The 26,859-nt window shown below is 39.5% G+C and carries 40 protein-coding genes and 2 pseudogenes; 41 read left to right on the top strand and 1 reads right to left on the bottom strand.

Annotated elements, in window-relative coordinates; translation table 11 throughout:
* The first annotated feature begins 43 nt into the window (after nucleotides 1-43).
* The 40 genes and pseudogenes from LFLEISCH_RS07000 to LFLEISCH_RS06800 all read left to right on the top strand — a co-directional run bounded on the left by LFLEISCH_RS07000 (nucleotide 44) and on the right by LFLEISCH_RS06800 (nucleotide 24,654).
* Nucleotides 44-1,117 carry an FAD:protein FMN transferase gene (locus LFLEISCH_RS07000; protein WP_007474847.1) on the top strand — a complete coding sequence of 358 codons (1,074 nt, stop codon included), beginning with the start codon at nucleotides 44-46 and terminating at the stop codon, nucleotides 1,115-1,117.
* Complete coding sequence (gene menA, locus LFLEISCH_RS06995) at nucleotides 1,118-2,077, top strand: 1,4-dihydroxy-2-naphthoate polyprenyltransferase (RefSeq protein WP_007474845.1); 960 nt, start codon at nucleotides 1,118-1,120, stop codon at nucleotides 2,075-2,077.
* A gap of 21 nt (nucleotides 2,078-2,098) precedes the next feature.
* On the top strand, nucleotides 2,099-2,896 hold the full coding sequence (gene fmnA, locus LFLEISCH_RS06990) for an FAD export ECF transporter transmembrane subunit FmnA (protein ID WP_007474843.1): 798 nt from the start codon (nucleotides 2,099-2,101) through the stop codon (nucleotides 2,894-2,896).
* A gap of 296 nt (nucleotides 2,897-3,192) precedes the next feature.
* Nucleotides 3,193-3,867 carry a hypothetical protein gene (locus LFLEISCH_RS06985; RefSeq protein ID WP_007474841.1) on the top strand — a complete coding sequence of 225 codons (675 nt, stop codon included), beginning with the start codon at nucleotides 3,193-3,195 and terminating at the stop codon, nucleotides 3,865-3,867.
* Between the two features lie 528 nt (nucleotides 3,868-4,395).
* Nucleotides 4,396-4,704: a 30S ribosomal protein S10 gene (gene rpsJ / locus LFLEISCH_RS06975; RefSeq protein ID WP_007474836.1), complete on the top strand. Its 309-nt coding sequence runs from the start codon at nucleotides 4,396-4,398 to the stop codon at nucleotides 4,702-4,704.
* A 59-nt stretch (nucleotides 4,705-4,763) separates the two neighbouring features.
* Entirely contained in the window at nucleotides 4,764-5,393 is a 630-nt protein-coding gene (gene rplC, locus LFLEISCH_RS06970; protein ID WP_007474834.1) for a 50S ribosomal protein L3, read from the top strand.
* Nucleotides 5,394-5,418: 25 nt separating this feature from the next.
* Nucleotides 5,419-6,042 carry a 50S ribosomal protein L4 gene (rplD, locus tag LFLEISCH_RS06965; protein ID WP_007474833.1) on the top strand — a complete coding sequence of 208 codons (624 nt, stop codon included), beginning with the start codon at nucleotides 5,419-5,421 and terminating at the stop codon, nucleotides 6,040-6,042.
* Entirely contained in the window at nucleotides 6,042-6,326 is a 285-nt protein-coding gene (rplW, locus tag LFLEISCH_RS06960) for a 50S ribosomal protein L23 (RefSeq protein WP_007474831.1), read from the top strand. Before rplD ends, rplW begins: the two co-directional genes overlap by 1 nt.
* A 43-nt stretch (nucleotides 6,327-6,369) precedes the next feature.
* The gene (rplB, locus tag LFLEISCH_RS06955; protein ID WP_007474829.1) at nucleotides 6,370-7,203 is read left to right on the top strand and encodes a 50S ribosomal protein L2; all 834 of its coding nucleotides are present in this window, start codon (nucleotides 6,370-6,372) and stop codon (nucleotides 7,201-7,203) included.
* A gap of 89 nt (nucleotides 7,204-7,292) precedes the next feature.
* Entirely contained in the window at nucleotides 7,293-7,571 is a 279-nt protein-coding gene (rpsS, locus tag LFLEISCH_RS06950; protein WP_007474827.1) for a 30S ribosomal protein S19, read from the top strand.
* Between the two features lie 20 nt (nucleotides 7,572-7,591).
* Complete coding sequence (gene rplV, locus LFLEISCH_RS06945; protein ID WP_007474825.1) at nucleotides 7,592-7,948, top strand: 50S ribosomal protein L22; 357 nt, start codon at nucleotides 7,592-7,594, stop codon at nucleotides 7,946-7,948.
* Nucleotides 7,949-7,950: 2 nt separating this feature from the next.
* Nucleotides 7,951-8,607, top strand: a complete 657-nt coding sequence (gene rpsC, locus LFLEISCH_RS06940) for a 30S ribosomal protein S3 (protein ID WP_007474823.1) — start codon at nucleotides 7,951-7,953, stop codon at nucleotides 8,605-8,607.
* Nucleotides 8,608-8,609: 2 nt separating this feature from the next.
* Nucleotides 8,610-9,044, top strand: a complete 435-nt coding sequence (gene rplP / locus LFLEISCH_RS06935) for a 50S ribosomal protein L16 (RefSeq protein ID WP_007474821.1) — start codon at nucleotides 8,610-8,612, stop codon at nucleotides 9,042-9,044.
* Complete coding sequence (gene rpmC / locus LFLEISCH_RS06930) at nucleotides 9,034-9,225, top strand: 50S ribosomal protein L29 (protein WP_007474820.1); 192 nt, start codon at nucleotides 9,034-9,036, stop codon at nucleotides 9,223-9,225. Before rplP ends, rpmC begins: the two co-directional genes overlap by 11 nt.
* A gap of 28 nt (nucleotides 9,226-9,253) precedes the next feature.
* On the top strand, nucleotides 9,254-9,517 hold the full coding sequence (rpsQ, locus tag LFLEISCH_RS06925) for a 30S ribosomal protein S17 (RefSeq protein WP_007474818.1): 264 nt from the start codon (nucleotides 9,254-9,256) through the stop codon (nucleotides 9,515-9,517).
* Nucleotides 9,518-9,577: 60 nt separating this feature from the next.
* Nucleotides 9,578-9,946: a 50S ribosomal protein L14 gene (gene rplN, locus LFLEISCH_RS06920; protein WP_003723686.1), complete on the top strand. Its 369-nt coding sequence runs from the start codon at nucleotides 9,578-9,580 to the stop codon at nucleotides 9,944-9,946.
* Nucleotides 9,947-9,981: 35 nt separating this feature from the next.
* A complete protein-coding gene (gene rplX, locus LFLEISCH_RS06915; RefSeq protein WP_007474807.1) occupies nucleotides 9,982-10,293 on the top strand; it encodes a 50S ribosomal protein L24 in 312 nt (103 codons plus the stop codon).
* A 26-nt stretch (nucleotides 10,294-10,319) separates the two neighbouring features.
* Nucleotides 10,320-10,859, top strand: a complete 540-nt coding sequence (gene rplE, locus LFLEISCH_RS06910) for a 50S ribosomal protein L5 (protein WP_007474805.1) — start codon at nucleotides 10,320-10,322, stop codon at nucleotides 10,857-10,859.
* A gap of 28 nt (nucleotides 10,860-10,887) precedes the next feature.
* Nucleotides 10,888-11,073: a type Z 30S ribosomal protein S14 gene (locus LFLEISCH_RS06905; RefSeq protein WP_007474803.1), complete on the top strand. Its 186-nt coding sequence runs from the start codon at nucleotides 10,888-10,890 to the stop codon at nucleotides 11,071-11,073.
* Between the two features lie 31 nt (nucleotides 11,074-11,104).
* Complete coding sequence (gene rpsH / locus LFLEISCH_RS06900; RefSeq protein WP_007474801.1) at nucleotides 11,105-11,503, top strand: 30S ribosomal protein S8; 399 nt, start codon at nucleotides 11,105-11,107, stop codon at nucleotides 11,501-11,503.
* Nucleotides 11,504-11,532: 29 nt separating this feature from the next.
* Nucleotides 11,533-12,068, top strand: a pseudogene (gene rplF / locus LFLEISCH_RS06895) (50S ribosomal protein L6).
* Between the two features lie 34 nt (nucleotides 12,069-12,102).
* Nucleotides 12,103-12,462 carry a 50S ribosomal protein L18 gene (gene rplR, locus LFLEISCH_RS06890; protein ID WP_007474797.1) on the top strand — a complete coding sequence of 120 codons (360 nt, stop codon included), beginning with the start codon at nucleotides 12,103-12,105 and terminating at the stop codon, nucleotides 12,460-12,462.
* Nucleotides 12,463-12,483: 21 nt separating this feature from the next.
* On the top strand, nucleotides 12,484-12,987 hold the full coding sequence (gene rpsE / locus LFLEISCH_RS06885; protein WP_007474795.1) for a 30S ribosomal protein S5: 504 nt from the start codon (nucleotides 12,484-12,486) through the stop codon (nucleotides 12,985-12,987).
* Between the two features lie 16 nt (nucleotides 12,988-13,003).
* A complete protein-coding gene (rpmD, locus tag LFLEISCH_RS06880; protein ID WP_007474793.1) occupies nucleotides 13,004-13,183 on the top strand; it encodes a 50S ribosomal protein L30 in 180 nt (59 codons plus the stop codon).
* Between the two features lie 48 nt (nucleotides 13,184-13,231).
* The gene (gene rplO, locus LFLEISCH_RS06875) at nucleotides 13,232-13,672 is read left to right on the top strand and encodes a 50S ribosomal protein L15 (RefSeq protein WP_007474791.1); all 441 of its coding nucleotides are present in this window, start codon (nucleotides 13,232-13,234) and stop codon (nucleotides 13,670-13,672) included.
* Nucleotides 13,672-14,967: a preprotein translocase subunit SecY gene (gene secY, locus LFLEISCH_RS06870; RefSeq protein ID WP_007474789.1), complete on the top strand. Its 1,296-nt coding sequence runs from the start codon at nucleotides 13,672-13,674 to the stop codon at nucleotides 14,965-14,967. The genes rplO and secY overlap by 1 nt, the downstream gene beginning before the upstream one ends.
* 64 nt (nucleotides 14,968-15,031) lie before the next feature.
* The gene (locus LFLEISCH_RS06865; RefSeq protein WP_007474787.1) at nucleotides 15,032-15,679 is read left to right on the top strand and encodes an adenylate kinase; all 648 of its coding nucleotides are present in this window, start codon (nucleotides 15,032-15,034) and stop codon (nucleotides 15,677-15,679) included.
* 346 nt (nucleotides 15,680-16,025) lie between these two features.
* Nucleotides 16,026-16,244 carry a translation initiation factor IF-1 gene (gene infA, locus LFLEISCH_RS06860; RefSeq protein ID WP_003720929.1) on the top strand — a complete coding sequence of 73 codons (219 nt, stop codon included), beginning with the start codon at nucleotides 16,026-16,028 and terminating at the stop codon, nucleotides 16,242-16,244.
* Nucleotides 16,245-16,347: 103 nt separating this feature from the next.
* Complete coding sequence (gene rpmJ / locus LFLEISCH_RS06855) at nucleotides 16,348-16,461, top strand: 50S ribosomal protein L36 (protein WP_003720928.1); 114 nt, start codon at nucleotides 16,348-16,350, stop codon at nucleotides 16,459-16,461.
* 21 nt (nucleotides 16,462-16,482) lie between these two features.
* Nucleotides 16,483-16,848 carry a 30S ribosomal protein S13 gene (gene rpsM / locus LFLEISCH_RS06850; protein ID WP_007474664.1) on the top strand — a complete coding sequence of 122 codons (366 nt, stop codon included), beginning with the start codon at nucleotides 16,483-16,485 and terminating at the stop codon, nucleotides 16,846-16,848.
* A gap of 27 nt (nucleotides 16,849-16,875) precedes the next feature.
* Nucleotides 16,876-17,265 (top strand): 30S ribosomal protein S11, encoded by a 390-nt coding sequence (gene rpsK / locus LFLEISCH_RS06845; RefSeq protein ID WP_007474662.1) that lies wholly within the window; start codon nucleotides 16,876-16,878, stop codon nucleotides 17,263-17,265.
* A 102-nt stretch (nucleotides 17,266-17,367) separates the two neighbouring features.
* The gene (locus tag LFLEISCH_RS06840; RefSeq protein ID WP_007474660.1) at nucleotides 17,368-18,312 is read left to right on the top strand and encodes a DNA-directed RNA polymerase subunit alpha; all 945 of its coding nucleotides are present in this window, start codon (nucleotides 17,368-17,370) and stop codon (nucleotides 18,310-18,312) included.
* A 23-nt stretch (nucleotides 18,313-18,335) separates the two neighbouring features.
* A pseudogene (rplQ, locus tag LFLEISCH_RS06835) lies at nucleotides 18,336-18,749 on the top strand (50S ribosomal protein L17).
* Nucleotides 18,750-19,060: 311 nt separating this feature from the next.
* Nucleotides 19,061-19,900: an energy-coupling factor ABC transporter ATP-binding protein gene (locus tag LFLEISCH_RS06830; protein WP_007474657.1), complete on the top strand. Its 840-nt coding sequence runs from the start codon at nucleotides 19,061-19,063 to the stop codon at nucleotides 19,898-19,900.
* A complete protein-coding gene (locus LFLEISCH_RS06825) occupies nucleotides 19,876-20,748 on the top strand; it encodes an energy-coupling factor ABC transporter ATP-binding protein (RefSeq protein WP_007474655.1) in 873 nt (290 codons plus the stop codon). The genes LFLEISCH_RS06830 and LFLEISCH_RS06825 overlap by 25 nt, the downstream gene beginning before the upstream one ends.
* On the top strand, nucleotides 20,745-21,542 hold the full coding sequence (locus LFLEISCH_RS06820) for an energy-coupling factor transporter transmembrane component T family protein (protein WP_040504795.1): 798 nt from the start codon (nucleotides 20,745-20,747) through the stop codon (nucleotides 21,540-21,542). Before LFLEISCH_RS06825 ends, LFLEISCH_RS06820 begins: the two co-directional genes overlap by 4 nt.
* 11 nt (nucleotides 21,543-21,553) lie before the next feature.
* Nucleotides 21,554-22,300, top strand: a complete 747-nt coding sequence (gene truA, locus LFLEISCH_RS06815) for a tRNA pseudouridine(38-40) synthase TruA (protein ID WP_007474652.1) — start codon at nucleotides 21,554-21,556, stop codon at nucleotides 22,298-22,300.
* Between the two features lie 227 nt (nucleotides 22,301-22,527).
* The gene (gene rplM, locus LFLEISCH_RS06810) at nucleotides 22,528-22,965 is read left to right on the top strand and encodes a 50S ribosomal protein L13 (RefSeq protein WP_007474651.1); all 438 of its coding nucleotides are present in this window, start codon (nucleotides 22,528-22,530) and stop codon (nucleotides 22,963-22,965) included.
* Between the two features lie 22 nt (nucleotides 22,966-22,987).
* The gene (gene rpsI, locus LFLEISCH_RS06805) at nucleotides 22,988-23,380 is read left to right on the top strand and encodes a 30S ribosomal protein S9 (protein WP_007474648.1); all 393 of its coding nucleotides are present in this window, start codon (nucleotides 22,988-22,990) and stop codon (nucleotides 23,378-23,380) included.
* A 353-nt stretch (nucleotides 23,381-23,733) separates the two neighbouring features.
* Nucleotides 23,734-24,654 carry a cation diffusion facilitator family transporter gene (locus tag LFLEISCH_RS06800; protein WP_007474647.1) on the top strand — a complete coding sequence of 307 codons (921 nt, stop codon included), beginning with the start codon at nucleotides 23,734-23,736 and terminating at the stop codon, nucleotides 24,652-24,654.
* Between the two features lie 144 nt (nucleotides 24,655-24,798).
* On the opposite strand, the gene LFLEISCH_RS06795 is transcribed toward LFLEISCH_RS06800, so the two are convergent.
* A complete protein-coding gene (locus LFLEISCH_RS06795; RefSeq protein WP_007474645.1) occupies nucleotides 24,799-25,251 on the bottom strand; it encodes a VOC family protein in 453 nt (150 codons plus the stop codon).
* A gap of 139 nt (nucleotides 25,252-25,390) precedes the next feature.
* Here LFLEISCH_RS06795 and LFLEISCH_RS06790 point away from each other — a divergent pair, with 139 nt between their 5' ends.
* Complete coding sequence (locus LFLEISCH_RS06790; protein WP_007474643.1) at nucleotides 25,391-26,434, top strand: Mrp/NBP35 family ATP-binding protein; 1,044 nt, start codon at nucleotides 25,391-25,393, stop codon at nucleotides 26,432-26,434.
* Nucleotides 26,435-26,859 lie beyond the last annotated feature (425 nt).

The following is a 26,859-nucleotide window of genomic DNA, read 5'->3' as shown; positions in this document are numbered from 1 at the left end:
TTGATTTTGCGCTATAGTTAAAGGCGATAGAAAGTTTTGAAAGGTGTTCGCACATGAAAAAAAACGTTTTTTTATAGGACTTATTTTTATTTTATTATTAAGTGCATGCTCGAATAAAGAGGGGCAAGTGGAATTGCTCGACCAACCCTATTCAAAAACTGAATTTTTAATGGGGACAGTGGTCACGCTAAAAGTTTACGATAAAGGCAAAGAACAGGCCATCGATAAAAGTTTTGATCGCATAAAGACGCTGGCTGCTGAAATTACGACTAGTGACGCGGGGAAGTCGGAAATTGATAAGGTGAATCAAAATGCTGGGATAAAACCTGTTGAGGTCACACCCGATATGTTTTATCTTGTTAAGGAAGGTATTCAATATAGCAAGGCCTCTTTTGGGGATTTTGATATTACTGTAGGGCCGCTGACAGATTTATGGCATATTGGTTTTCCGGATGCAAAAAAACCAACAGAAGCTGAAATTAAGCAGGTATTACCGCTCATTGACTATAAAAAAGTAGAAATGAATGAGGCGAATCAAACGATTTATTTACCTGAAAAAGGAATGGCGCTTGATCTTGGCGGTATTGCAAAAGGATATATTGCTGATGAGGTCAATAAGGTGATGAAAAAGCAAGGTGTTACTTCTGCTATTATAGATTTAGGCGGAAATATTTTTGTGCGTGGGGATAATCCTAAAGGTGGCGATTGGACGATTGGCATTCAAAATCCGTTTGAAGCTCGCGGGAAATCAATTGGGAAGTTGCCTGGCTCGGATGTGTCAGTTGTGACATCGGGCATTTATGAACGTTATTTAGAACTTGACGGAGTAAAATACCATCACATTTTAAGTCCGTTTACAGGCTATCCATTTAACAATGAACTTGCTGGCGTTAGTATTGTCTCGAAAAAATCGATTGATGGGGACGGACTCTCAACGGCTGTTTTCATTAAGGGTGTAAAAGGTGGCATGGACTATGTGGATACATTCTCGGATGTGGAAGCTATTTTTGTCACTAAAGATAAAAAAGTTTACGTCACGGACGGCTTGAAAGATCAATTTAAACTTACAGATAAGTCGTTTAAAATGGCGGAGTTAGATGAAAAGGGGGCGAAATAATTGTCTTTTCGAACGTTTTTAGAACTTGTAGAGATTCGAACGAAAATTGCGAGCGTATATCCGTTTATGCTTGGAACGCTATACGTGCTTTATGAGTATCATGTTTTTAACTTGGAAAATACAATTATTTTTTTCCTAGCCATGCTGATTTTTGATTTAACTACAACGGCAATCAATAATTACATGGACTACCGAAAGGCGACGAATAACCATGACTATGATTTTCGAAAAACAAGTAATATAATTGGGCAGAAGGAAATCCCGGAACTCGCGGTCATCATTTTGATTTTTGCGATGTTTTTCATCGCAACAGGCTTAGGGGTTTGGCTTGTGTTTCGAACGGATTTGCTCGTTCTTTTAATTGGTTTTGTTTGTTTTTGTATTGGGATTTTGTACACTTTCGGGCCAGTGCCGCTCTCGCGTATGCCACTTGGCGAAATTTTTTCTGGAGTTACGATGGGGTTTGGCATTTTTTTCCTCGCTGTTTACGTGAACGCCTATGATGCCGGAATTGCGAATTTGCTACTTCGCGGGGAATGGGTTGATATTCGGGTCAATTTGCTTGAAATCATTCAAATTGCAGTCGTTTCAATCCCTTGTATGTTCACAATTGCGAACATAATGCTCGCCAATAATTTATGCGATCTCGATGAAGATATTCGCAACCACCGCTATACACTTCCTTATTATATTGGAAGAAAAATGGGTGTCCTCTTGTTCAACGTGCTTTATTACGCTTCATTTTTAGCTGTAGTGGTAGCCGTAGCTTTAGGTTACTTACACCCAGTTATGCTTCTTTCTCTTATTGTCATTGTACCAGTATACAACAATTTGAAAAAATTCAACAAAGAACAGGTAAAGGCGAAAACGTTTGTAATCGGTATTAAAAATTTTGTCATGATAAACGCGACGCTCACCGTTTTAATGGCTGTTAGTGTTTTGATAAATTATTTTGTGTGATTAGAAGGGGAGTGAAGATAAATGATCGATAAACTGATATTTGGCCGTTTTGTTCCAGGGCAGTCACTCATCCACGCGCTAGATGCGCGAACAAAACTTGTGGCAGGTTTTTATTTTATTGGTATCCTATTTTTAGCCAATAATATAGCAACGTATGCCCTAATGATTTTATTTACGCTAATGGTCATTATGATGACGGGAATCAAAATTAAAGTTTTTATCAAAGGTGTAAAACCGCTCATTTGGCTTATTTTGTTCACTGTCATGATGCAAATGCTATTTACGAGCGGTGGTGTAATTTACTTAGATTTTGGTCCGATTACGATTTCGTCTTTTGGTATTATTAATGGAATCTATGTGTTTATCCGCTTCACGCTTATCATCATCTTATCTACAGCTATCACGCTTACCACTACCCCTATGGATTTAACCGATGCGATAGCATATCTTTTACAACCATTTAAGTATCTTAAAATGCCTGTTCAGGATATTGCGCTTATGCTATCTGTCGCTTTGCGTTTTATTCCAACATTAATGGAAGAAACGGATAAAATTATGAAAGCTCAGCGCGCAAGAGGTGTCGAATTTGGAGAAGGAAATTTATTTGAGCAGATGAAGGTAGTCGTTCCGATTTTTATTCCCCTTTTTGTAAGTTCGTTTAACCGGGCGGAGGAGCTCGCGGATGCTATGGAAGCGCGTGGATATCGCGGTGATGAGGGAAGAACGCGCTTTAAAATACTACATTTTCACTGGATAGATGTTGTGGCCTTATTAGTTCTTGTTTTACTAACTGCACTACTTGTCATATTGCGCGCATAAAATCTAAAAATCTTTCTTTTTGAAGGTTTTTTAGATTTTTTTTTAGTTTGTATTGCACGCAATGCGGTATTTTATTGTGCAATATCGCTAGGTAACACGTATACGTTTCTAAAATTGAGTATGTAAAGCTACAGTTTAGAACTCTAAAAGCAGTAGCTTTATGAATTTTATGTGTACGATTTCACAAAATTCCGCATAATAATCAGAAAAATAGGGTCTATTGCCATGGTTATAGGTTTAAAGTATAATGTTTTTGCGGAGGATGAGGGGCAAAAAAAGAAGGAGTGTTAAAAAAGATGAATAAAAAGAAATTAGCAAAAATGATGATAACGCCTGTACTTGTTGCGGGTATGATGGTTATGGCGTTACCTGCTGGAACACAAGCAGAAGCAGTAGAGAAAGTCGAATCACGTGGTATTTCAGTATATGAACGCGGGGTTCTAAAAATCAACGGGACGGCAGCGACATCTGGTATTAAATATGATGCGAAAAATAACGCAATTGGCGTTTTATCACTTAATTATTATGCGCAATATGGTTTTGGTGGGGGACTGGCTGACCAAACCTACTACACGCTAAAACTACCGCAAGAGTTTGAACAAATTAGTAAAACAGATTCTTTTAAAAAAGCTGTTACAGCCAAGTTTAGACAGAAAGCAACAGGGATTACTATGAAGAAATACAACTATATGCAACAAGATTTTTATGTAGAAGATAACACATTAATCTTCAAAAATCCGCGCTTTTCTTACATAGTAGAATCACGTATTCTAGTGGATGTGAATATTGATCTTGGGAAAGTCATTAATGAAACAGGCATGCACATTCCTCGTGCGAAAGATACAGCAAGCCGCTACCGCTTTATGGGTCAAAATGTGCAAAACACAAACTTAATCAACTGGAATGTCCTATTCGGTTCAGACAATGATGCGAAAACAACGTATAGCATCATGGATCCTCTAGGTTTATAAAAAAATAATCACCCAAACTCCGCAAAAAGAGCCGTTTTGGCTCTTTTTTTAATCATCCTCCTTGCCCGTTTGAATAGCTCTATTTTGCTTTGTATAGCGTAAACGATGCCAAAAAAATCTGTCCTTGTATCCACACCCGGAGTACAAATCCCTCCAGTTTCTTCTATATAATATTAAAATTAAACGATATTTAAATTATACCTGCTGCGGCGCTTTTACCTGCTTGTTCTTTTGTGCACCCTCCCATTTTAATGGCCCATATAACGAACGCCTGTTTCGCTATGAAAATAAAGTCAAACTTTTTTCGAAAAGCGGTTGATATCAAGGGGGAACCCGTGTATAATAGATAAAGTGCAAATGAGTAGGCATCCGTCTGCCCTTTTGTGTGAGCACCCCTAATCTGTTGGGGCGCAAGATGTGATGAAGTGGAAGGTTGCTGACACACCCGGCCGCTTTGCCATGGCGGGTACTCAGGTAATTTCTACGGAGAATGTCTATTTTAAAAGTAGGCGAGAAGGAGGGAAAATAATGGCAAAACAAAAAATTCGTATTCGTTTAAAGGCTTATGATCACCGTATTTTAGATCAATCAGCTGAAAAGATTGTGGAAACTGCGAAACGTTCTGGTGCTTCTGTATCTGGTCCGATTCCACTTCCGACAGAGAAATCTGTATACACAGTTTTACGTGCGGTTCACAAATATAAAGATTCGCGCGAACAATTCGAAATGCGTACGCATAAACGTTTAATCGACATCGTTAATCCGACACCACAAACTGTGGATAGCTTGATGCGTTTAGACTTGCCAAGCGGTGTAGATATCGAAATTAAACTTTAATAAACACTTGGGCAAGATTGCCCGACAAAAAAATTAACTATTAACAGGAGGTGTGACTCATGACCAAAGGAATCTTAGGTAGAAAAGTAGGGATGACTCAAGTTTTCACTGAAAATGGAGAATTAATTCCAGTAACAGTAATTGAAGCGGCTAACAATGTTGTACTTCAAAAGAAAACTGTTGAAACTGACGGCTACGAAGCAGTTCAAATCGGCTTCGAAGACAAGCGTGAAGTTTTATCAAACAAACCCGAAAAAGGTCATGTAGCAAAAGCCAATACTACTCCTAAGCGCTTCATTCGCGAATTCCGCGATGTTAACTTAGACGAGTATGAGATTGGTTCTGAAGTAAAAGTAGACGTATTCGCAGAAGGTGACATCATCGACGCGACAGGCGTATCGAAAGGTAAAGGGTTCCAAGGTGTAATTAAACGCCACGGACAATCACGCGGGCCAATGGCTCACGGTTCTCGTTACCATCGTCGCCCTGGTTCAATGGGTCCTGTAGCACCTAACCGTGTTTTCAAAAATAAACTACTTCCAGGTCGTATGGGTGGAAATCAAATCACAATCCAAAACTTGGAAATCGTTAAAGTAGACGCAGAAAAGAACTTACTTTTAATTAAAGGTAACGTTCCTGGTGCGAAAAAATCATTAGTTCAAATTAAAACTGCTATTAAAGCAAAATAATTTATTTGGAAAGGAGGACTAACGAATGCCAAAACTAAGCTTACTTAAACAAGATGGTTCTAAAGCAGGCGAAATTACATTAAATGATGCTATCTTCGGTATTGAACCGAACGAAAAAGTGGTTGTTGATGTGATTTTGAGCCAACGAGCTTCCTTGCGTCAAGGAACTCATAAAGTAAAAAATCGTTCTGAAGTACGTGGTGGTGGACGTAAACCATGGCGTCAAAAAGGTACAGGTCGTGCCCGTCAAGGTTCGATTCGTTCCCCGCAATGGCGTGGAGGTGGTGTCGTATTCGGCCCAACACCTCGTTCATATGCATATAAATTACCGAAGAAAGTTCGCCGTTTAGCGATTAAATCAATCCTATCTTCTAAAGTACAAGACGAGAACATCGTTGTGCTTGAAAACTTAGCGTTTGATGCGCCTAAAACAAAAGATTTTGCGGCTTTCCTCAAAAATATCTCTGTAGATTCTAAAGCTCTGATTGTAGTTGCTTCTGAAAGTGATAATGTAGAATTATCTGCACGTAATATTCAAGGCATTACAGTTATTCCAGCTGAAAGTATCTCAGTACTAGAAGTTGCTAGTCACGATAAATTAATCGTAACTAAAGCAGCTGTTCAAAAGATAGAGGAGGTGCTTGCGTAATGGATGCACGCGATATCATTAAGCGCCCAGTCGTAACAGAGGAATCTACAAGTATTCTTGATGACAAGAAATATACTTTTGAAGTAGACACTCGCGCGACAAAATCTCAAATTAAACATGCGATTGAAGAAATTTTTGAAGTTGACGTTGTAAAAGTGAACGTTATGAACTACAAAGGTAAAAAGAAACGCATGGGTCGTTACGTTGGCTACACAAACAAACGCCGTAAAGCGATTGTTACACTTAGTGCTGACAGTAAAGAAATTCAACTTTTTGAAGTTTAAAACGAACGTTTAGAATAAAAAAATCTAACGAGGAGGGAAAAAAATGGCGATTAAAAAGTACAAACCTACCACAAACGGCCGCCGTCATATGACAAGTTCTGATTTTGCTGAGATTACAACAAGTACTCCAGAAAAATCTTTACTACGTCCTATGAAAAAGAAGGCTGGTCGTAACAACCAAGGTAAGTTAACTGTTCGTCATCACGGTGGCGGCCATAAACGTCAATACCGTGTGATCGATTTCAAACGTAATAAAGATGGCGTTCCCGGTCGTGTTGCAACAATCGAATATGATCCTAACCGCTCTGCGAATATTGCGTTAATCAACTACGCTGATGGAGAAAAACGCTACATCATCGCAGCTAAAGGTCTAGAAGTAGGCCAAACAATTTACTCTGGAGCAGAAGCTGACATCAAAGTTGGTAATGCTTTAGAATTAAAAGATATTCCAGTGGGTACAGTTATCCACAATATCGAATTGAAACCTGGTAAAGGCGGACAATTAGTTCGTTCTGCTGGAACAAGTGCACAAGTGCTTGGTAAAGAAGGAAAATACGTTCTGATTCGTCTTAATTCTGGTGAAGTTCGTATGATTCTTGCTACTTGCCGTGCTACTATCGGTCAAGTTGGTAATGAACAACACGAACTTATCAATATTGGTAAAGCTGGACGTAGCCGCTGGTTAGGCAAACGCCCAACTGTTCGTGGTTCTGTTATGAACCCTAACGATCACCCGCACGGTGGTGGTGAAGGTAAAGCTCCGATCGGACGTAAATCTCCAATGTCACCATGGGGTAAACCAACTCTTGGTTACAAAACACGTAAGAAAAACAATAACTCCGATAAATTTATCGTACGTCGTCGTAAAGGTAAATAATATCTGGATTAATATGACTAAATTAAAGTTAGCAGGACAGCACGGAGAAATGCTCCGAGCTGCCTGACTATACGAAGGGAGGTTCCGTCATGGGTCGTAGTTTGAAAAAAGGACCTTTTGTCGATGATCACTTGATGAAGAAAGTGGAAGCTGCTAACGAAAGCGACAAAAAACAAGTTATCAAAACTTGGTCTCGTCGTTCCACAATTTTCCCAGTATTTGTAGGTCAAACAATCGCTGTATATGATGGACGTAAACACGTTCCTGTTTATATCCAAGAAGATATGGTAGGACATAAATTAGGTGAATTTGCACCAACTCGTACTTACCGTGGCCACGCGGCAGACGATAAGAAAACTAGACGATAATTCGAGAGGAGGCTATCTAAATGGCAAATGAAGTGACAAGCGCAAAAGCCGTTGCCAAAACGGTACGTATTGCTCCTCGTAAAGCGAGAATCGTTATTGATTTAATCCGAGGTAAGCAAGTAGGCGAAGCAATCGCAATTTTGAAGTTTACTCCAAAAGCGGCTTCACCAATTATTGAAAAAGTATTAAAATCTGCTATGGCTAACGCTGAGCATAATTATGATTTAGACGTGAATAGTTTAGTTGTATCTGAAGCTTTCGTAGATGAAGGTCCAACACTTAAACGTTTCCGTCCACGTGCACAAGGTCGTGCAAGTGCAATTAATAAACGTACTAGCCACATCACTGTTGTGGTATCAGAAGTGAAGGAGGGATAACGTTGGGTCAAAAAGTACATCCAATAGGTATGCGTATCGGTGTCATTCGTGACTGGGATTCTAAATGGTACGCTGAAAAAGAATATGCGGACTTCTTACATGAAGATTTACGCATTCGTGATTTTATCGCAAAACGTCTTGCTGATGCTTCTGTTTCACGCGTTGAAATCGAACGTGCAGCTAATCGTGTAAACATTACAATTCACACTGCTAAACCTGGTATGGTAATTGGTAAAGGTGGTTCTGAAGTTGAAGCACTTCGTAAATCACTAAACGAATTAACAGGCAAACGCGTACACATCAATATCGTTGAAATTAAACGTGCTGATTTAGACGCTAAACTTGTTGCAGAAAATATTGCTAGACAACTTGAAGGACGTGTTTCTTTCCGTCGTGCGCAAAAACAAGCTATTCAACGTACTATGCGTGCAGGAGCAAAAGGAATTAAAACTCAAGTTTCTGGTCGTCTTGGCGGAGCAGATATCGCTCGTGCTGAACACTATAGCGAAGGAACAGTACCTCTTCATACATTGCGTGCAGATATTGACTACGCATGGGAAGAAGCTGACACAACTTACGGTAAATTAGGCGTTAAAGTTTGGATTTATCGCGGTGAAGTCCTTCCTACGAAGAAAAACAATGTGGAAGGAGGAAAATAATAATGTTAGTTCCAAAACGAGTTAAATATCGTCGTGAGTTTCGTGGTAACATGCGTGGACGTGCAAAAGGCGGAACTGAAGTAGCATTTGGTGAATATGGTCTTCAAGCAGTGGAAGCTTCTTGGATTACTAACCGTCAAATCGAAGCTGCTCGTATCGCTATGACGCGTTACATGAAACGTGGCGGTAAAGTTTGGATTAAAATTTTCCCTCATAAATCTTACACTTCTAAACCAATCGGGGTTCGGATGGGTAAAGGTAAAGGTGCTCCGGAAGGCTGGGTAAGTCCAGTTAAACGTGGCAAAATTATGTTCGAAATCGCAGGTGTACCTGAAGAAGTTGCGCGTGAAGCGTTACGTCTTGCGTCACACAAACTGCCGGTCAAAACTAAGATCGTAAAACGTGAAGAAATTGGTGGTGAAGCAAATGAAAGCTAATGATATTCGTGAATTATCCACTACCGAAATTAAAGATCAAGAAAAAGCGCTAAAAGAAGAGCTTTTCAACCTGCGCTTTCAATTAGCTACAGGACAATTGGAAAACACTGCACGTATTAGAGAAGTACGTAAGTCTATCGCGCGTATGAAAACAATTGTTAAAGAAAGAGAACTTGCTTAAAAAGAAAATCGTAAGGAGGTTTTAATGCATGGCTGATCGTAATCAACGTAAAATCTATACAGGCCGCGTAGTATCCGACAAAATGGATAAAACAATCACTGTAGTAGTTGAAACATACAAAAAGCATGGTTTGTATGGTAAACGCGTTAAGTATTCGAAAAAGTTCAAAGCGCATGATGAAAATAACACTGCTAAAGCTGGCGATATCGTTCGTATCATGGAAACTCGTCCACTATCCGCAACTAAACGCTTCCGTTTAATTGATGTAGTAGAAGAAGCAGTAATTATCTAACGTTTATTATAAAAATAAGAAATTATTTCTTACCCGTTATTCTGGAAGGAGGGTGTCCTAATGATTCAACAAGAAAGTCGTATGAAAGTGGCTGATAACTCTGGCGCGCGTGAAGTGCTAACTATTAAAGTGCTAGGTGGATCAGGACGCAAAACTGCTAACATTGGCGATGTTGTCGTGTGTACCGTTAAACAAGCAACACCAGGCGGCGTTGTCAAAAAAGGTGAAGTTGTTAAAGCAGTAATCGTTCGTACTAAGAGTGGAGCACGTCGTCAAGATGGTTCTTACATCAAATTTGATGAAAATGCATGTGTCATTATCCGTGATGATAAAAGTCCTCGTGGAACACGTATTTTTGGACCTGTTGCTCGCGAACTTCGTGAAAACAACTTTATGAAGATCGTTTCTTTAGCTCCAGAAGTTCTTTAAAAAACAAGTTTCAAACCAAGGAGGTGCTAAGACTTATGCATGTCAAAAAAGGTGATAAAGTACAAGTTATTACTGGTAAAGATAAAGGCAAATCCGGCAAAATCCTTGCTGCATTTCCAAAAAAAGATCGTGTAATTGTTGAAGGAATTAACATGGTGAAAAAACATACGAAACCTTCCAACATCAATCCACAAGGTGGAATCTTGAATGTTGAGGCACCAATTCACGTATCTAACGTAATGCTTATCGACCCTAAAACTGGTGAACCTACTCGTGTAGGCTATGAAGTAAAAGGCGATAAAAAAGTACGTGTAGCTAAAAAATCCGGTGAAGTAATCGATAAATAAGTATTTGAGGAAGGAGGCAACATTACATGAATCGCCTTAAAGATCGCTATCTTAAGGAAATTGTTCCTGCTATGATGAGCAAGTTTAACTATTCTTCCGTAATGGAAGTACCAAAAATTGAAAAAATCGTAATCAACACTGGTGTTGGTGACGCAGTAGCAAACGCTAAAGTTTTAGACAGTGCTGTTGAAGAATTAGCTTTAATCACTGGTCAAAAACCTGTAATCACAAAAGCAAAAAACTCTATCGCTGGTTTCCGTCTTCGTGAAGGAATGCCAATCGGTGCTAAAGTAACGCTTCGTGGTGAGCGTATGTATGATTTCTTAGACAAATTAATTACTGTTTCACTTCCACGTGTACGTGACTTCCGTGGTGTTTCGAAAAAAGCTTTCGACGGCCGTGGAAACTATACGCTGGGTGTGAGAGAACAATTAATTTTCCCTGAAATTGATTATGATCAAGTATCTAAAGTTCGAGGTATGGATGTAGTTATTGTTACAACTGCCAAAACTGATGAAGAATCCCGCGAGTTATTATCTCTTGCTGGAATGCCGTTTCAAAAATAATCAATAATAAAAGTAGGGAGGCGAAAACGTGGCTAAAAAGTCAATGATCGCTAAGCAAAAACGCGAACCAAAATTCGCAGTTCAAGCGTATACTCGTTGCGAACGTTGTGGACGTCCACATTCCGTTATTCGCAAATTCAAATTATGCCGTATTTGTTTCCGTGAACTTGCCTATAAAGGTCAAATTCCCGGCGTTAAAAAAGCAAGCTGGTAAGTTAAAGTTTAAGGAAGGAGGGTAATTACACATGGTGATGACAGATCCAATTGCAGATTTTCTAACTCGTATCCGTAATGCGAACATGGTAAAGCATGATAAATTAGAATTACCTGCGTCTAAAATCAAGAAAGAAATCGCTGAAATCCTGAAACGTGAAGGTTTTGTACGCGATGTTGAGTATATCGAAGACGACAAACAAGGCACTATTCGTGTTTTCTTAAAATATAGTCCGTCTGGCGAACGTGTAATCACTGGTTTGAAACGTATCAGTAAACCAGGTCTGCGTGTATACGCTAAATCAAATGAGGTGCCTAAAGTCCTTAATGGTCTTGGTATCGCAATCGTATCAACTTCTCAAGGCGTTTTAACTGACAAAGAAGCTCGCGCTAAACAAGTTGGCGGAGAAGTTCTAGCATACGTTTGGTAAGAAATATATAACACAAGGAGGTGCGATAAATGTCCCGTATCGGTAAAAAGCCTATTACAATTCCTGCTGGTGTAACTGTTACACTTGACGGAGGTAAGGCTACAGTTAAAGGTCCCAAAGGTGAACTTGTTAAAGAGTTTAACCCAGACATTAAAATTGATATTGAAGGAAGCGAAATTAATATTTCCCGTCCATCTGATAATAAAACTCATCGTGCTCTTCATGGTACGACTCGTGCAATCTTAAATAATATGGTTGTCGGAGTATCTGAAGGTTACGAAAAAACTTTAGAATTAATCGGTGTCGGTTACCGTGCACAAAAACAAGGTTCAAAGCTTGTTCTTAACGTAGGTTACTCTCATCCAGTAGAATTCGAAGCGCCAAAAGGTGTAGAAATTGATGTTCCTGCTAATACGAAAATTATCGTTAAAGGCTTCAATAAAGAACACGTTGGTGAATTAGCTGCTAATATTCGCGCTGTACGTCCGCCTGAACCGTATAAAGGTAAAGGTATCCGTTATGAAGCGAATATGTACGCCGTAAAGAAGGTAAAACTGGTAAATAATGCCGCATAGGCTATTAGAGAAGAGGTGAGTCGTGTGATTACCAAAATCGACAAAAATAAAGTTCGTAAAAAGAGACATGCTCGTGTTCGTGCTAAAATTACTGGAACTGAAAGTCGTCCACGTTTAAACGTTTTCCGTTCTAATAAAAACATTTATGCTCAATTAATTGATGATGTAAATGGCGTAACACTTGTAAGTGCATCGAATTTAGATAAAGATTTCGCAGCTAGCGAATCAAAAGTTGACGCTGCTAGCAAAGTTGGCGAATTAGTCGCAAAACGTGCTTCTGAAAAAGGTATTTCTGCTGTTGTATTTGACCGCGGAGGTTACTTATATCATGGTCGCGTAAAAGCTCTTGCTGAAGCTGCACGTGAAAACGGATTACAATTCTAATAAGAAGGAGGGAAACCTTGCATGGCTGAAATTATTGATGGAAACAAATTAGATTTAGAAGAACGCGTTGTTACAATCAACCGTGTTGCTAAAGTAGTTAAAGGTGGTCGTCGTTTCCGCTTCACAGCACTTGTTGTTGTTGGTGATAAAAACGGTCACGTGGGCTTCGGTACTGGTAAAGCACAAGAAGTTCCAGATGCTATTCGTAAAGCTGTTGAAGACGCTAAGAAAAACATGGTATTCGTACCAACTGTTGATACAACAATTCCACATACAGTTGTAGGTCACTTCGGTGGAGGAGAAATCCTTCTTAAACCTGCAAGCGCCGGTTCTGGTGTAACTGCTGGTGGTCCTGTTCGTGCCGTACTTGAGCTTGCTGGTGTTGCAGATGTATCATCCAAATCACTTGGATCAAATACACCTATCAACATGGTTCGTGCTACAATTGACGGTATCAAACAACTTAAAAAAGCTGAAGAAGTTGCAAAACTTCGCGGCAAAACTGTAGAAGAATTGCTAGGATAAGGAGGGAATTATCATTATGGCTAAATTAGAAATCACTCTAAAACGTAGCTTAATCGGTCGTCCCGAACCACAACGTAAAACTGTTCAAGCTTTAGGTCTTGGTAAAACAAATTCCGTTGTCGTTAAAGAAGATAATCCTGCAATTCGTGGGATGATTAACAAAGTTAGTCATCTTCTGGACGTTAAAGAAGTTTAAGCGAAATTTTTTATTGTAATAAACTAGAATTAGGAGGAGGTGCTTGACATGAAACTACACGAACTTAAACCTGCTGAAGGTTCTCGTAAAGAGCGTAATCGTGTTGGTCGTGGTACAGGCTCTGGTAACGGTAAAACTTCCGGTCGTGGACATAAAGGGCAAAAAGCTCGTTCCGGCGGCGGTGTACGTTTAGGTTTTGAAGGTGGACAACTACCATTATTCCGCCGTATACCAAAACGTGGATTTACGAACATCAACCGTAAAGAATTCGCAGTTGTGAATTTAGATGTTTTAAATCGCTTTGAAGATGGTACAGAAGTAACACCTGAATTATTAATTGAAACTGGTATTGTGCGTAATGCAAAATCTGGTATCAAGATTCTTTCAAATGGATCAATTGAGAAAAAACTTACAGTGAAAGCAAATAAATTTTCCACAGCAGCTAAGGAAGCTATCGAAGCAGCTGGTGGGAAAACTGAGGTGATCTAATGTTTTCGACGTTAGTCAACTTCTTTAGAGTAGCTGATATCCGTAAAAAAATTCTTTTCACAATTGCAATGTTAATCATTTTCCGTGTAGGAACATTCGTACCCGTGCCTGGGGTGAATGCTGCTGCATTGCAACAAACGATGGAAGGCGGGATTTTCGGCTTTCTAAATACCTTTAACGGTGGGGCCTTAAAAAACTTTTCCGTTTTAGCAATGGGTGTTATGCCGTACATTACGGCATCCATCATCGTTCAACTATTACAAATGGATGTTGTTCCGAAACTTACGGAATGGGCGAAGCAAGGGGAAATGGGTCGTAAAAAACTCAATCAACTTACTCGTTACTTAACTATCATTTTAGGTTTAGTCGAAGCGTTTGGTATGGCTTATGGCTTTAACAGACTTTCTGGGTCTACTTTGATTTTTAATGCGTCAATTCCAATGTACATCACAATTGCGATTGTACTAACAACCGGTACAATGTTCCTTATGTGGTTAGGGGAACAAATTACCGTCAAAGGTGTTGGTAATGGTGTATCCATTATTATCTTTGCAGGTATCGTTGCGCGTATTCCTGACGGTGTTCGTCAAGTTTATGTACAACAAATCGAAGGGGCTGGCGATCAGCTTTTCCTTCATATTTTAGTTCTTGCTGGAATTGCATTAGCTGCACTTCTAATCGTAGTAGTAGTAATCTACTTCCAACAAGCTTTACGTAAAATCCCGATTCAATATTCAAAACGTGTTGCAGGCAATAAACAAGCTGGTGCACAGGCAACTCATTTGCCACTTAAACTTAACTCTGCTGGGGTTATTCCAGTAATCTTTGCGAGTGCGTTTATTATTACACCACAAACGATTCTTACTTTCTTTGATAGTAGTAATCAAGTTGTAGCCGTGCTTAAAAATGTTTTTGATTATACGAAACCAATCGGTATGATTTTATATGTAGCACTTATTATCGCATTCACTTATTTCTATGCTTTCATTCAAGTTAACCCTGAAAAAGTGGCTGACAATTTGAAGAAGCAAGGTGGATATATCCCTAGTAAACGTCCGGGTAGAGAGACACAAGCATATCTTACTTCGGTACTGTACCGTCTAACATTTGTTGGTGCCCTTTTCCTAGCGGCAGTTGCTGTAATTCCGACTATCGGTACGACCGCTTTTGGTCTTCCTCAAACGCTCGCAATCGGTGGTACAAGTCTTCTAATTGTAATCGGTGTAGCTCTTGATACAACGAAACAACTTGAAGGTCAACTTGTTAAGCGGAATTATCGAGGATTCATCAAATAACACGCAGGCACTTGCTTAGGATTGACCTAGCAGGGCCCCTGCGCGTAGCCGAGGAGCGAAACAGTTGAAATTAGTATTAATGGGACTACCAGGAGCTGGTAAAGGTACTCAAGCTGAGAAAATTGTTGAAAAATATAATATCCCTCATATTTCTACAGGGGATATGTTCCGCCAAGCGATGAAAAATGAAACAGAATTAGGACTAAAAGCAAAATCTTTTATGGATAAAGGTGATTTAGTTCCTGATGATGTAACAAATGGTATTGTTCGCGAGCGTTTAGCGCAAGATGATGCAAAAAAAGGTTTTCTATTAGATGGCTTCCCACGTACAGTGGCTCAAGCTGAAGAGTTAGGGAATATATTGAAAGATTTTGGAACAGAACTTGATGCAGTTATCAATATTAACGTCGATAAAGAAATTTTAATGAAACGCCTCACAGGCCGTTGGATTTGTAAGACTTGTGGCCGTACGTATCATGAAATTTATAACCCACCTAAAGTTGCAGGTAAATGCGATGTAGATGGAACCGAACTTTATCAACGTGAAGATGATAAAAAAGAAACTGTTGAAAATCGCCTGAATGTCAATATGAAACAAACTGAACCTCTTCTTAATTTCTACAAAGAAACAGGTAAGCTTCACAGCGTAAACGGTGAACAAGATATCAACGACGTTTTTGCGGATGTGGACAAAATTCTTGCTTCTTTCTAAGCGTGGAAAGAGCTTGACCCTGCTATCAATTAATACGTGCAAATTCAATTGGATTGTAGTATAATGGATAATTGGCAGTGGAATTAAAGCATCATAGCAAATCATGATGAACGAGAGAACCATTTGAAGATCATCCGAAAGATTATATCGAGCTTTAACTTTGAGTTTGTTTACTCAAAACCTCGGCATTACGGATTCACTTTGTGGGTTGTCTAAAAACACCAAAAACGTTGCAAATATGCGACGAGTTTTGGCTTGTTTACCGTTTTTTCATGTAATCAAGTTTTACACTGATAAAATATTAGTAACCAAGTGGTCTAGTAACCGAGAAGGAGGTAGCGAACATATGGCTAAAGAAGATGTAATCGAAGTGGAAGGCGTTGTTCAAGAAACTTTACCAAACGCGATGTTCAATGTTGAACTCGAAAATGGTCATAAAGTGCTTGCCACTGTTTCTGGTAAAATTCGTATGCACTACATCCGTATTTTACCTGGGGACAAAGTGACAGTTGAGCTTTCCCCGTATGATTTAACTCGTGGAAGAATCACTTATCGTTTTAAATAATTTGCACGCTGAAATTGAATTTATATACCGGTCTGGTTCGCCAGCTTAGTAAGTATCGGTTTATAGAGACATTTTCTCTAATAAACAAGGAGGTATATGGAATATGAAAGTAAGACCATCTGTGAAACCAATGTGCGAAAAATGTAAAGTTATTCGTCGTAAAGGTAAAGTAATGGTAATTTGTGAAAACCCTAAACATAAGCAAAAACAAGGATAATATAAGGAGGTGCTTGACTAAATGGCACGTATTGCAGGTGTGGACGTTCCACGTGAAAAACGTATTGTTATTTCCCTGACTTACATTTATGGTATTGGTAAACAAACTGCTATCCAAGTTTTGAAAGAAGCAGGCGTTTCAGAAGATACTCGTACTCGTGATTTAACAGAAGAAGAATTAGGTAAAATCCGTGAAATTGTTGACCGTATTAAAGTAGAAGGTGATCTTCGTCGTGAAGTAAACTTAAACATTAAACGTCTAATTGAAATCGGTTCTTACCGTGGTATGCGTCACCGTCGTGGGCTTCCAGTTCGTGGACAAAATACTAAAAATAATGCTCGTACTCGTAAAGGTCCTTCTAAGACTGTTGCAGGTAAGAAGAAATAATAAGTTAGTAAAGGAGGTAGTAAGTGAATGGCACGTAAAACAAATACTCGTAAACGTCGTGTGAAAAAGAATATCGAAAGCGGTATTGCACACATTCGTTCTACATTTAATAATACGATTGTAATGATTACTGACACACATGGTAATGCTTTAGCTTGGTCTAGCGCTGGTGCTTTAGGATTTAAAGGTTCTCGTAAATCTACTCCTTTTGCAGCTCAAATGGCAGCTGAAAGTGCAGCTAAATCAGCTCAAGAACATGGTTTAAAAACTTTAGAAGTAACTGTTAAAGGTCCAGGTGCTGGTCGTGAAGCAGCTATTCGTGCTCTTCAAGCAGCAGGCCTAGAAGTTACAGCAATTAAAGATGTAACTCCAGTTCCTCACAATGGTTGTCGTCCTCCAAAACGTCGTCGTGTGTAAGTAGTCGTATTTCTTATGCCACTTTATACTTCGATTGTTAAACTTGTAAAGAGGTTCGACTAGATTTAGGAAATAAGACGTTTTGAAGGAGGGTAAATTTGAATGATCGAAATTGAAAAGCCAAAAATCGAGACGATTGAGATCAGCGATGATGCCAAGTATGGAAAGTTTGTTGTAGAACCACTTGAGCGTGGATATGGTACAACTTTGGGTAACTCCTTACGTCGTATTCTATTATCTTCACTACCAGGTGCTGCAGTCACTTCGATTCAAATTGATGGTGCATTGCATGAGTTTTCTGTTATTGAAGGTGTAGTTGAAGATGTGACAACAATGATTTTAAATATCAAAAAACTTGCACTTAAAGTTTACTCTGATGAAGAAAAAACATTGGAAATAGATATGCAAGGTCCTGGTGTCGTAACGGCTGGGGATATTAATTATGACAGTGATGTTGAAATTTTAAATCCAGATCTTCACATTGCAACATTAAGCGACAATGCTAAATTTCACGTACGCTTAAATGCAACTCGTGGTCGCGGTTATACACCGGCTGATCAAAACAAACGTGAAAGTATGCCTATTGGTGTATTGCCAATAGACTCTATTTTCTCTCCGGTGATTCGCGTGAATTATCAAGTTGAAAATACACGTGTAGGTCAATCGACAAATTATGATAAGCTGACTTTTGACGTTTTAACAGATGGAAGCATTAGCCCAGAAGAAGCTGTATCGCTTGGTGCGAAAATTCTTTCTGAGCATTTGAGTATCTTTGTTAACTTAACAGATGAAGCTCAAAAAGCGGAAATCATGATTGAAAAAGAAGAAAGCCATAAAGAGAAAGTGCTTGAAATGACAATTGAAGAATTGGATCTATCCGTTCGTTCTTATAACTGTCTAAAACGCGCTGGAATTAACACTGTACAAGAATTAGCTGACAAATCAGAAGATGATATGATGAAAGTTCGTAACTTGGGTCGTAAATCTCTTGAGGAAGTTAAAGTTAAACTTGCTGACCTTGGCTTAGGTCTAAGAAACGAAAACTGATAGAAAAGTAAGGAGGGAATTCCATGGGTTACAGAAAATTAGGCCGTACTAGCTCACAACGTAAAGCGTTACTACGTGATCTTGCAACGGATTTAATCGTACATGAACGTATCGAAACAACTGAAGCTCGCGCTAAAGAGATTCGTAAAGTTGTTGAAAAACTTATTACTTCCGGTAAAAAAGGTGACTTGCACGCTCGTCGTCAAGCTGCTGCTTTTGTTCGCCATGAAGTTGCTGATGTTAAACAAGTTGACGTAACTAAAAACGGTGAAACTGTGAAGAAAAAACCAAGAACCAAGCGGTATACGCGCTTCAAAAACTATTTGATGATGTAGCACCTCGTTATGCTGATCGTCAAGGTGGATATACTCGTATTTATAAAAAAAGGTCCTCGTCGTGGTGACGGTGCACCAATGGTAATTATCGAGTTAGTTTAATAGTAAATGTATGAAAGCAAGTAGAGTGTCATGATAAGCAAGGAAACTTGTCTTGTCTAGCTCTGTGCGCCTTCTTTTGTTTAAAACGAAGAGGGCGCAGGCTTTTTTTTATTTCTGTCCGGACTCAAAGTCATCGCTTTGAGTTTTTTTTGTTTTTCCCAAAAAGCAATTTTGATGGCGGGAGAGTGGCGGGGGTGTAGGGGATGTGGCGGATTTTTAAGACTCCCTTTTTTACAAAAAGAGGCTTTGCGTGAAGTGCTGCTTTATACTATAATGAATAAGGTGTAGCCTGTAGAAGAGAGGTGCGAATAATGGCAGAAGATTTTGTGAAGATTGATCACGTTTTTTATAAATATGATGATGAGGCGAGTTATGCGGTGAATGATGTCACTTTTTCAGTGGGAAAAGGTGAATGGTTGGCGCTTGTTGGGCATAATGGCTCCGGGAAATCAACGCTTGCGAGGCTTTTGAACGGCCTGCTTTTTCCTGAAAAGGGTTTAATTAAAATTGGGCATTATGTTTTGTCGGAAAAGACAATTTGGGACATTCGAAGACAAGTGGGGATGGTGTTTCAAAATCCGGATAACCAATTTGTTGGCGCAACGGTCCAAGATGATGTGGCTTTTGGTTTGGAGAATCACGGTATTCCACATGATGATATGGTGAAGCGTGTGAAAGAAGCTTTGCATGAAGTGGGCATGGAAGAGTATAAATTGCACGAACCGGCGCGACTATCTGGCGGTCAGAAACAGCGTGTGGCGATTGCTGGCGTTTTAGCCCTTAGACCCGATGTCATTATTCTTGATGAAGCTACCTCCATGCTTGACCCTAGAGGTCGTTCTGAAGTGATGGAAACCATTCGAAGGCTGAGAGAAAAGGAAGATATTACGGTTATTTCCATTACGCATGACCTAGATGAGGTACTGTATGCTGATCGTGTAATTGTGATGAATGAAGGGGAGCGTTTCAAGGAAGGAACCCCAAAAGAAATTTTTAAAGATACTGAGGAAATGAAACGAATAGGTCTAGGCGTGCCATTTATTGTCTCGTTAGAAGACGAGTTAAAAAGTCACGGTATATCAATTGATGAGCCAGTTTTATCGGAAGGAGAGCTGTTAAATTTATTATGGGAATCAAACTCGAGCAAGTAGGATACTGTTATCAAAAAAATAGCCCTTTCGAAAAACGTGCGCTAACGGATGTGAATGTGACCTTTGAAACAGGCAGTTATACAGCAGTGATTGGACATACCGGGTCCGGGAAATCAACGCTCGTCCAACATTTAAATGCCCTTCTTCTCCCTACTGAGGGAAAAATAACGCTTTTTGATCGTGAAATGATTGCCGGTGTAAAGCAAAAAAAATTACGCGATATCCGTCGCCGTGTAGGCATTGTATTTCAGTTCCCAGAAGCACAATTATTTGAGGAGACCGTTTTAAAAGACATTATTTTTGGACCGCTTAATTTTGGGGCTACCAAAGAAGAGGCTGAAAAACGTGCGCGTGAAGTTATTCAAGAAGTTGGCCTGTCAGAAGCGATTTTGGAGCGCTCGCCGTTTGAACTTTCGGGTGGACAAAAACGGCGTGTGGCCATAGCGGGTGTACTTGCAATGGATCCGGAAGTGCTGGTTTTAGATGAACCGACAGCAGGGCTAGACCCGCATGGCCGAAGTGAAATTATGGAGATGTTTTATGATTTGCATGAGCAAAAAAATTTAACGACCATTCTAGTCACTCATAGTATGGAAGATGCGGCGCGTTATGCGGAGAAAATTGTTCTCATGAAAGACGGCACGGTTAATCAAATTGGTGAGCCTCGTGAAATTTTTGCGGAGTCGGAAAAGCTACTTAATTTGGGGCTTTTAGTCCCGGAAGTGGTTAGGTTTCAACGGGATTTTGAACGAAAATTTAACGTGAAATTGTCTAAAATATGTTTAAATATGGATGAATTATTGCATGAAATTTTACCGTTTTTAGGTAAGGATGCGTCTGGCTTATGATGGATAAAATGATTTTAGGGCGTTATATTCCAGGCGATTCGTGGCTGCATAAAATTGATCCGCGCGCTAAAATTACGGCTGTTATGGCTTTTATTGTCATCGTTTTTTTGGCGAATAATTGGATGACCTATGCGATATTATTTGTCTATGTGCTCTATTTAGTTTTGACCTCGAAAGTTCCTTTTCTCTTCTTTTTAAAAGGCTTGCAACCGATTATGTGGCTTATTCTTTTAACATTATTACTTCAAGTTTTTTTTACACAAGGAGGAGAAGTGCTCTTTTCGTTTGGTCCGATTAAAATTACGATGCTCGGGCTTATGAACGGGGTTAAAATGTTTTGCCGCTTTGTGCTAATTGTTTTTATGACAACACTGCTAACGCTTACGACGAGTCCAATTGAGCTTACGGATGGTCTTGAGAAAATTTTGGCGCCTTTTCGGATTGTACGTTTACCGGTCCATGAGCTGGCGTTAATGTTAAGTATATCGCTTCGTTTTATTCCTACGCTGATGGATGAAACGGAGAAAATCATGAAGGCGCAAAAAGCCCGTGGTGTGGAGTTTACAAGCGGGAAAATTAGTGACCGAATTCGTGCGATTGTCCCGCTCCTTATTCCACTTTTTATTAGTGCCTTTAAGCGAGCAGAGGATTTGGCTATCGCTATGGAAGCGCGTGGCTATCGCGGCGGGCATGGGCGCACAAAATTCAGGTTATTGAAATGGCGATTTTCTGACACGATACTTCTGCTTTCGCTTGTGGTATTAACAGGACTTTTACTATTACTTAGAAATTAGGGGGCGTTTTTGTGACGCGATATAAAGCGGTTTTTGCGTATGACGGTAGTGGTTTTGTTGGCTATCAAGTGCAACCAAACGGGCGCACAGTACAAGAAGAAATCGAAAAGGCGCTTAAAAAGATGCATAAAGGCGATTTTTCGAGAATTACAGCGTCTGGCAGAACGGATACAGGCGTACATGCAGTAGGACAAGTCATTCATTTTGATTCGCCGCTAAATATCGAGCCTGAAAAATTCCGTATTGCTCTTCAAATGGGAACGCCTCGAGATATTAGCTTTCATTCTGTAGAAAAAGTGGCGGATGATTTTCATGCTCGCTTTGATGTAACGGGGAAAGAATATCGTTATATGATTGATCGCTCAAAAATTTTCAATCCGTTTAAAAGGAATTTTGCGCTACATTTCCCGTATCAGCTAAATGTGGAAAAAATGAAATCTGCTGCAAAATTGCTTATCGGAGAGCATGACTTCACTAGTTTTTGTTCTGCTAGAGCGGTTCAAGAAAGCAAAGTACGTACGATTTATCAAATTGAAATAACGGAAGTGGATGAGACGACATTAATGATCGCCTATCGCGGAAGTGGTTTTTTATATAATATGGTTCGAATTTTAACTGGCGTACTTCTGGATGTTGGCCAAAATAAGCTAGGGGAACCAGATATTTTACGAGCGTTTGAAGCTCGAAACCGCGAGTCGCTCAGAAGTAAAACGGCACCTCCGGAAGGCTTGTATTTACAAGAAGTATTTTATAAATAGTAAATAAGTAACAATCGGTCGAAGGAAAGTTTCTTCAGCCGTTTTTTTTCGAAAATTTATTGACTTTTAACTATAAAAATTGTATTATGGATTATGGTATTGTTTACCCCACAATATGCCCCGGAAGGTTGTTGTGTTGAATAAAACAATAGTAAGAAAAATTTAATCAAGTTTCGGAACAAGGAACGGTTCCGGGCGCAATTTTTAATTTATTAGGAGGGTAACTCATGCGTACAACTTATATGGCGAAACCAGGCGAAGTAGAACGTAAATGGTACGTGATCGACGCTGAAGGTGTTTCACTAGGTCGTTTATCTAGCGAAGTAGCATCAATTCTTCGTGGTAAAACTAAACCACAATTTACTCCACATGTTGATACTGGAGACTTTGTAATTGTAATTAACGCTGGTAAGGTTGGTCTTACTGGTAAAAAAGCAACTGACAAAATTTATTACCGTCATTCTCAATATCCAGGCGGTTTGAAATCTCGTACTGCAGGCGAAATGCGTGCGAACAATCCTGAGAAATTAATCGAGCTATCTGTAAAAGGTATGCTTCCAAAAAATTCTCTTGGGCGCGGGCAATTTAAAAAATTACACGTATACGGTGGAAGCGAGCATGAACATGCAGCTCAACAACCAGAAGTATACGAACTACGCGGTTAATTATTAAAGGAGGGAATTTATAGTGGCAGAAGTACAATATTACGGAACTGGTCGTCGTAAAAGCTCAGTAGCTCGTGTACGTTTAGTACCTGGCGACGGCAAAGTTGTTATCAATAATCGTGATTGGGAAGATTACATCCCATTCGCTGCACTACGTGAAGTAATCAAACAACCTTTAGTAGCAACTGAAACTTTAGGTAACTACGATGTATTAGTAAACGTTCACGGTGGTGGATACACTGGTCAAGCTGGTGCCATCCGTCACGGCGTTGCACGTGCACTATTACAAGTGGCTCCTGAGTACCGTCCTGCTCTTAAATCTGCTGGACTACTTACTCGTGACCCACGTATGAAAGAACGTAAAAAATACGGACTTAAAGGCGCACGTCGTGCACCACAGTTCTCAAAACGTTAATCTTATGCGTTTTAAACCCGCTTCCTATTTTAGGAGAGCGGGTTTTTTGTATGGTAAATAGTAGTACGATAAGAGAGATTATAAGGGCGATGATAATTTCACAGGTTTACGGACTAAAATATTTTTAAATGAGTCACTAATTGAGGAAGGGGAAGAGATTGGGAATAAAGATACATGGCTCATTTCAGATATTGATAGAAGAACTAATTTTTTAATAGATTGTATCATTGAAAAATTCCAACTAAAATAACCTTAGATAAAACCTTGAAATTCTTTTTAGACTTCAAGGTTTTTCTTGCCACTAAAATGTTTATATGCTAATATATACATATAATAAAAAGGGAAGTGATTTAATGTCAAGTCATAACCACACACACGACCACAGCCATGGTCATAATCACAATCATGCGCACAATGCCAACAAAAAAACACTTTTTATTTCGTTTCTTCTCATCGCAACTTTTATGATTGTGGAAGTGATTGGTGGGATTTTAACCAATAGTTTAGCTCTTTTATCAGATGCTGGGCATATGCTTAGCGATGCTGCTGCACTGGGACTTAGTCTACTCGCATTTAAATTTGGCGAGAAAAAGGCGAATAATGAGAAGACTTATGGTTATAAACGTTTTGAAATATTAGCCGCATTTTTAAATGGTCTCACGCTTATCGTGATTTCACTCTATATCTTTTATGAAGCCTATCATCGCTTTTTTGCGCCACCGGAAGTTGTAGGTGCGGGCATGATGACAATTTCCGTAATCGGCCTGATTATCAATATTTTAGTTGCTTTTATTTTGATGAAAGGTGGGGATACAAGTGAAAATTTAAATATGCGCAGTGCATTTCTGCACGTATTAGGAGACTTACTTGGCTCTGTCGGCGCGATTATTGCGGCACTCCTCATCATTTTCTTCGGATGGAATATTGCGGACCCGATTGCGAGTGTCATCGTAGCGGTACTGATTTTAGTTAGTGGTATTCGTGTTTTCCGTGATTCCGTTGATGTTTTAATGGAAGGAAAACCAGCAAACGTGGATTTTGAACAAATTCAAGCTTTTTTACAAGAGCAAAAAGGTGTTATCTCTGTGCATGATTTGCATGTATGGTCGATTACCTCGGATTTTCCTTCGCTTACGGTGCATTTGCAAGTGGCAGAAGGTGTTGATAGAGATTTTCTTTTGGAAAAAATTCAGGCCGGATTAGCGGAAAGCTTTCAAATTTCGCATTGTACGATTCAAATGGAGCAGCGCCATAACCACGAACATTGCAATTAATGTTTAGAAAAAAATTTCGCGGGGTACAATATATTTGGCGTAGCCTAGTGGCAACCATTCGAGAATCTACAGATTAGAATGCCGGGGTGCAATTCCTTGATGCGTCATATCATAAAAAAGCAGCGGGTCATGTGCCCGCTGCTTTTATGCTTTTCCTACTTCTGAATAAGGTTGTGCGTGAAGCATCCAAGTGATACCATATTTATCATCGAATTGCCCCATTTTTCCGCCCCAGAATTGTTCCTCGTAAGGCATTGAAATTTTTACTTGCCCAGATTTTTCTAGTTTCTCAAAAAATTCGTTTGATTCTTTTAAAGCTTGTTCGTCTTCCCAATTAACATCGAGCATGATTGAAATTTGTTTGGACGGCGAAACGTCATTTCCGAATGAATCAGAACAATAAAGCTCAGCGCCTAAAACAGTGAATTCTGCATGCATGGTTGTGTCGTCAAGCTTTTCAAGAGGAATGTTAAATTCTTCTGCTTGACTTGGTTCTACTTTTACTCGTCTGATGTTTGTTGCCCCGAAAAATTCTTCATAATATGCTAAAGCTTCTTTTGCATTTTCAAAAGACAAATATGGATAAATTTGTGCCATTTTATCACTCCTTTCCATCAGTTTACCCTGTGTCCATCATTTATTCAAAGAAAAACTCGCTTTAGGTAAAAAATTTTAAGTACTAGTTTGGCTGTGGTATAATAGTGTAATCGTATACATTTTGGTGGAGGGGAAAAGTATGTTGAATGAGCAGCAAGTTGGAAAGTTATTAGGACGTCTAGTAGATCCGGTTTTGGAGGCGACGTTAGAAGAAACAGATGGAATTGTTGAAATAGAGGTCGTCAAACCAGATGGCGTTAGAATTCGGCTAGCGTTAGCGGACCCGGAAATTGAAACAGCTGCTTTTACCCAAAATATAAAAGAGCTTTTAGGGCAGTTTAGTTTTGAAAATATTGATTTAGAGCTTGATTATTTGCCAGCCGCGACGATTGAACGAATTCTAGAAGCGCGTGATAATATTCTAGCTGAAGGAAGCAAAACAAAATTTATAGCCATTGCAAGCGGGAAAGGTGGGGTCGGAAAATCCACTGTTGCGGCTAATTTAGCAACGGCTCTTGCTAGAGAAGGGAAAAAAGTGGGCGTGCTAGATGCTGACATTTATGGTTTTAGTCTGCCTGTCTTATTCGGCGATATGTCAGCCCCGCGTAAAGAAGGAAGTTTTATCATCCCTGTAGAAACGCATGGTGTCAAGATGATTTCAATGGAATTTTTTGTAGAAAAAGGCGAGCCTGTCATTTGGCGCGGGCCTATGCTTGGTAAAATGGTGAAAATGTTTCTTGAAGAAGTAAAATGGGGCGAACTTGACTTTTTATTAATCGATTTGCCGCCAGGAACCGGTGACGTTGCGCTTGATATCCATACGCTTCTCCCGACTTGCTATGAATTAATCATTACAACACCCCATTTTGCAGCAGCCCAAGTGGCGTCTCGTGCAGGCTACATGGCCGAGAAAAATGGCCATCACATTTTAGGGGTCATTGAAAATATGACAGCCCTAAATATCAGTGGCCAGGCGATTCAATTATTTGGCGCAGGCGGTGGCCAGAAAGTAGCGAATGACCTAAAAACACCGCTACTTGCGCAACTCGAGATGGCCCAACCGCAAAAAAACGCGTCTGGCTATATTGACGGCATCTATGAACCAGACGACATTCTATACGCCGAATACACCATGCTAGCAAAAAAAGTTCTCCACACCACCAATGAAGTCCCGGAAAAATAATATGCATTCTAGCTTGGTATTCATAGATTTATACAACAATAAAAAGCTTTTTTAAAATAAAATAGAAAAACTTTTGAAAAACTATTGACGAATGCATAAAAAGTTGGTATATTTATAAACGTTGCTGATGCGTTAAACGCGCATGAGACGAAAGAAAGAATGACCTTTGAAAACTGAACAGAACGAAGATGAAAAAGCGATGAAACAGATGTTTCACCAATCAATTCATAGGACAGGAAACAAAAAGATGTTTCCAAAAAAACTAGTAAGAAGCTAGCAAAGTCAATTTGTGATGCTAAGGAAACTTATTCACAGTGTTGAATAAGTATTCAAATTCGATTTACATTTTAAAGATGAGTTTGATCCTGGCTCAGGACGAACGCCTGGCGGCGTGCCTAATACATGCAAGTCGAACCGAAACCAAA

The sequence above is a fragment of the Listeria fleischmannii subsp. fleischmannii LU2006-1 genome (assembly GCF_000344175.1).
In the GTDB taxonomy this organism is placed as follows: domain Bacteria; phylum Bacillota; class Bacilli; order Lactobacillales; family Listeriaceae; genus Listeria; species Listeria fleischmannii.
The sequence above is the reverse complement of the archived record's forward strand: the minus strand, read 5'-3'. Positions and strand labels throughout refer to the sequence as shown.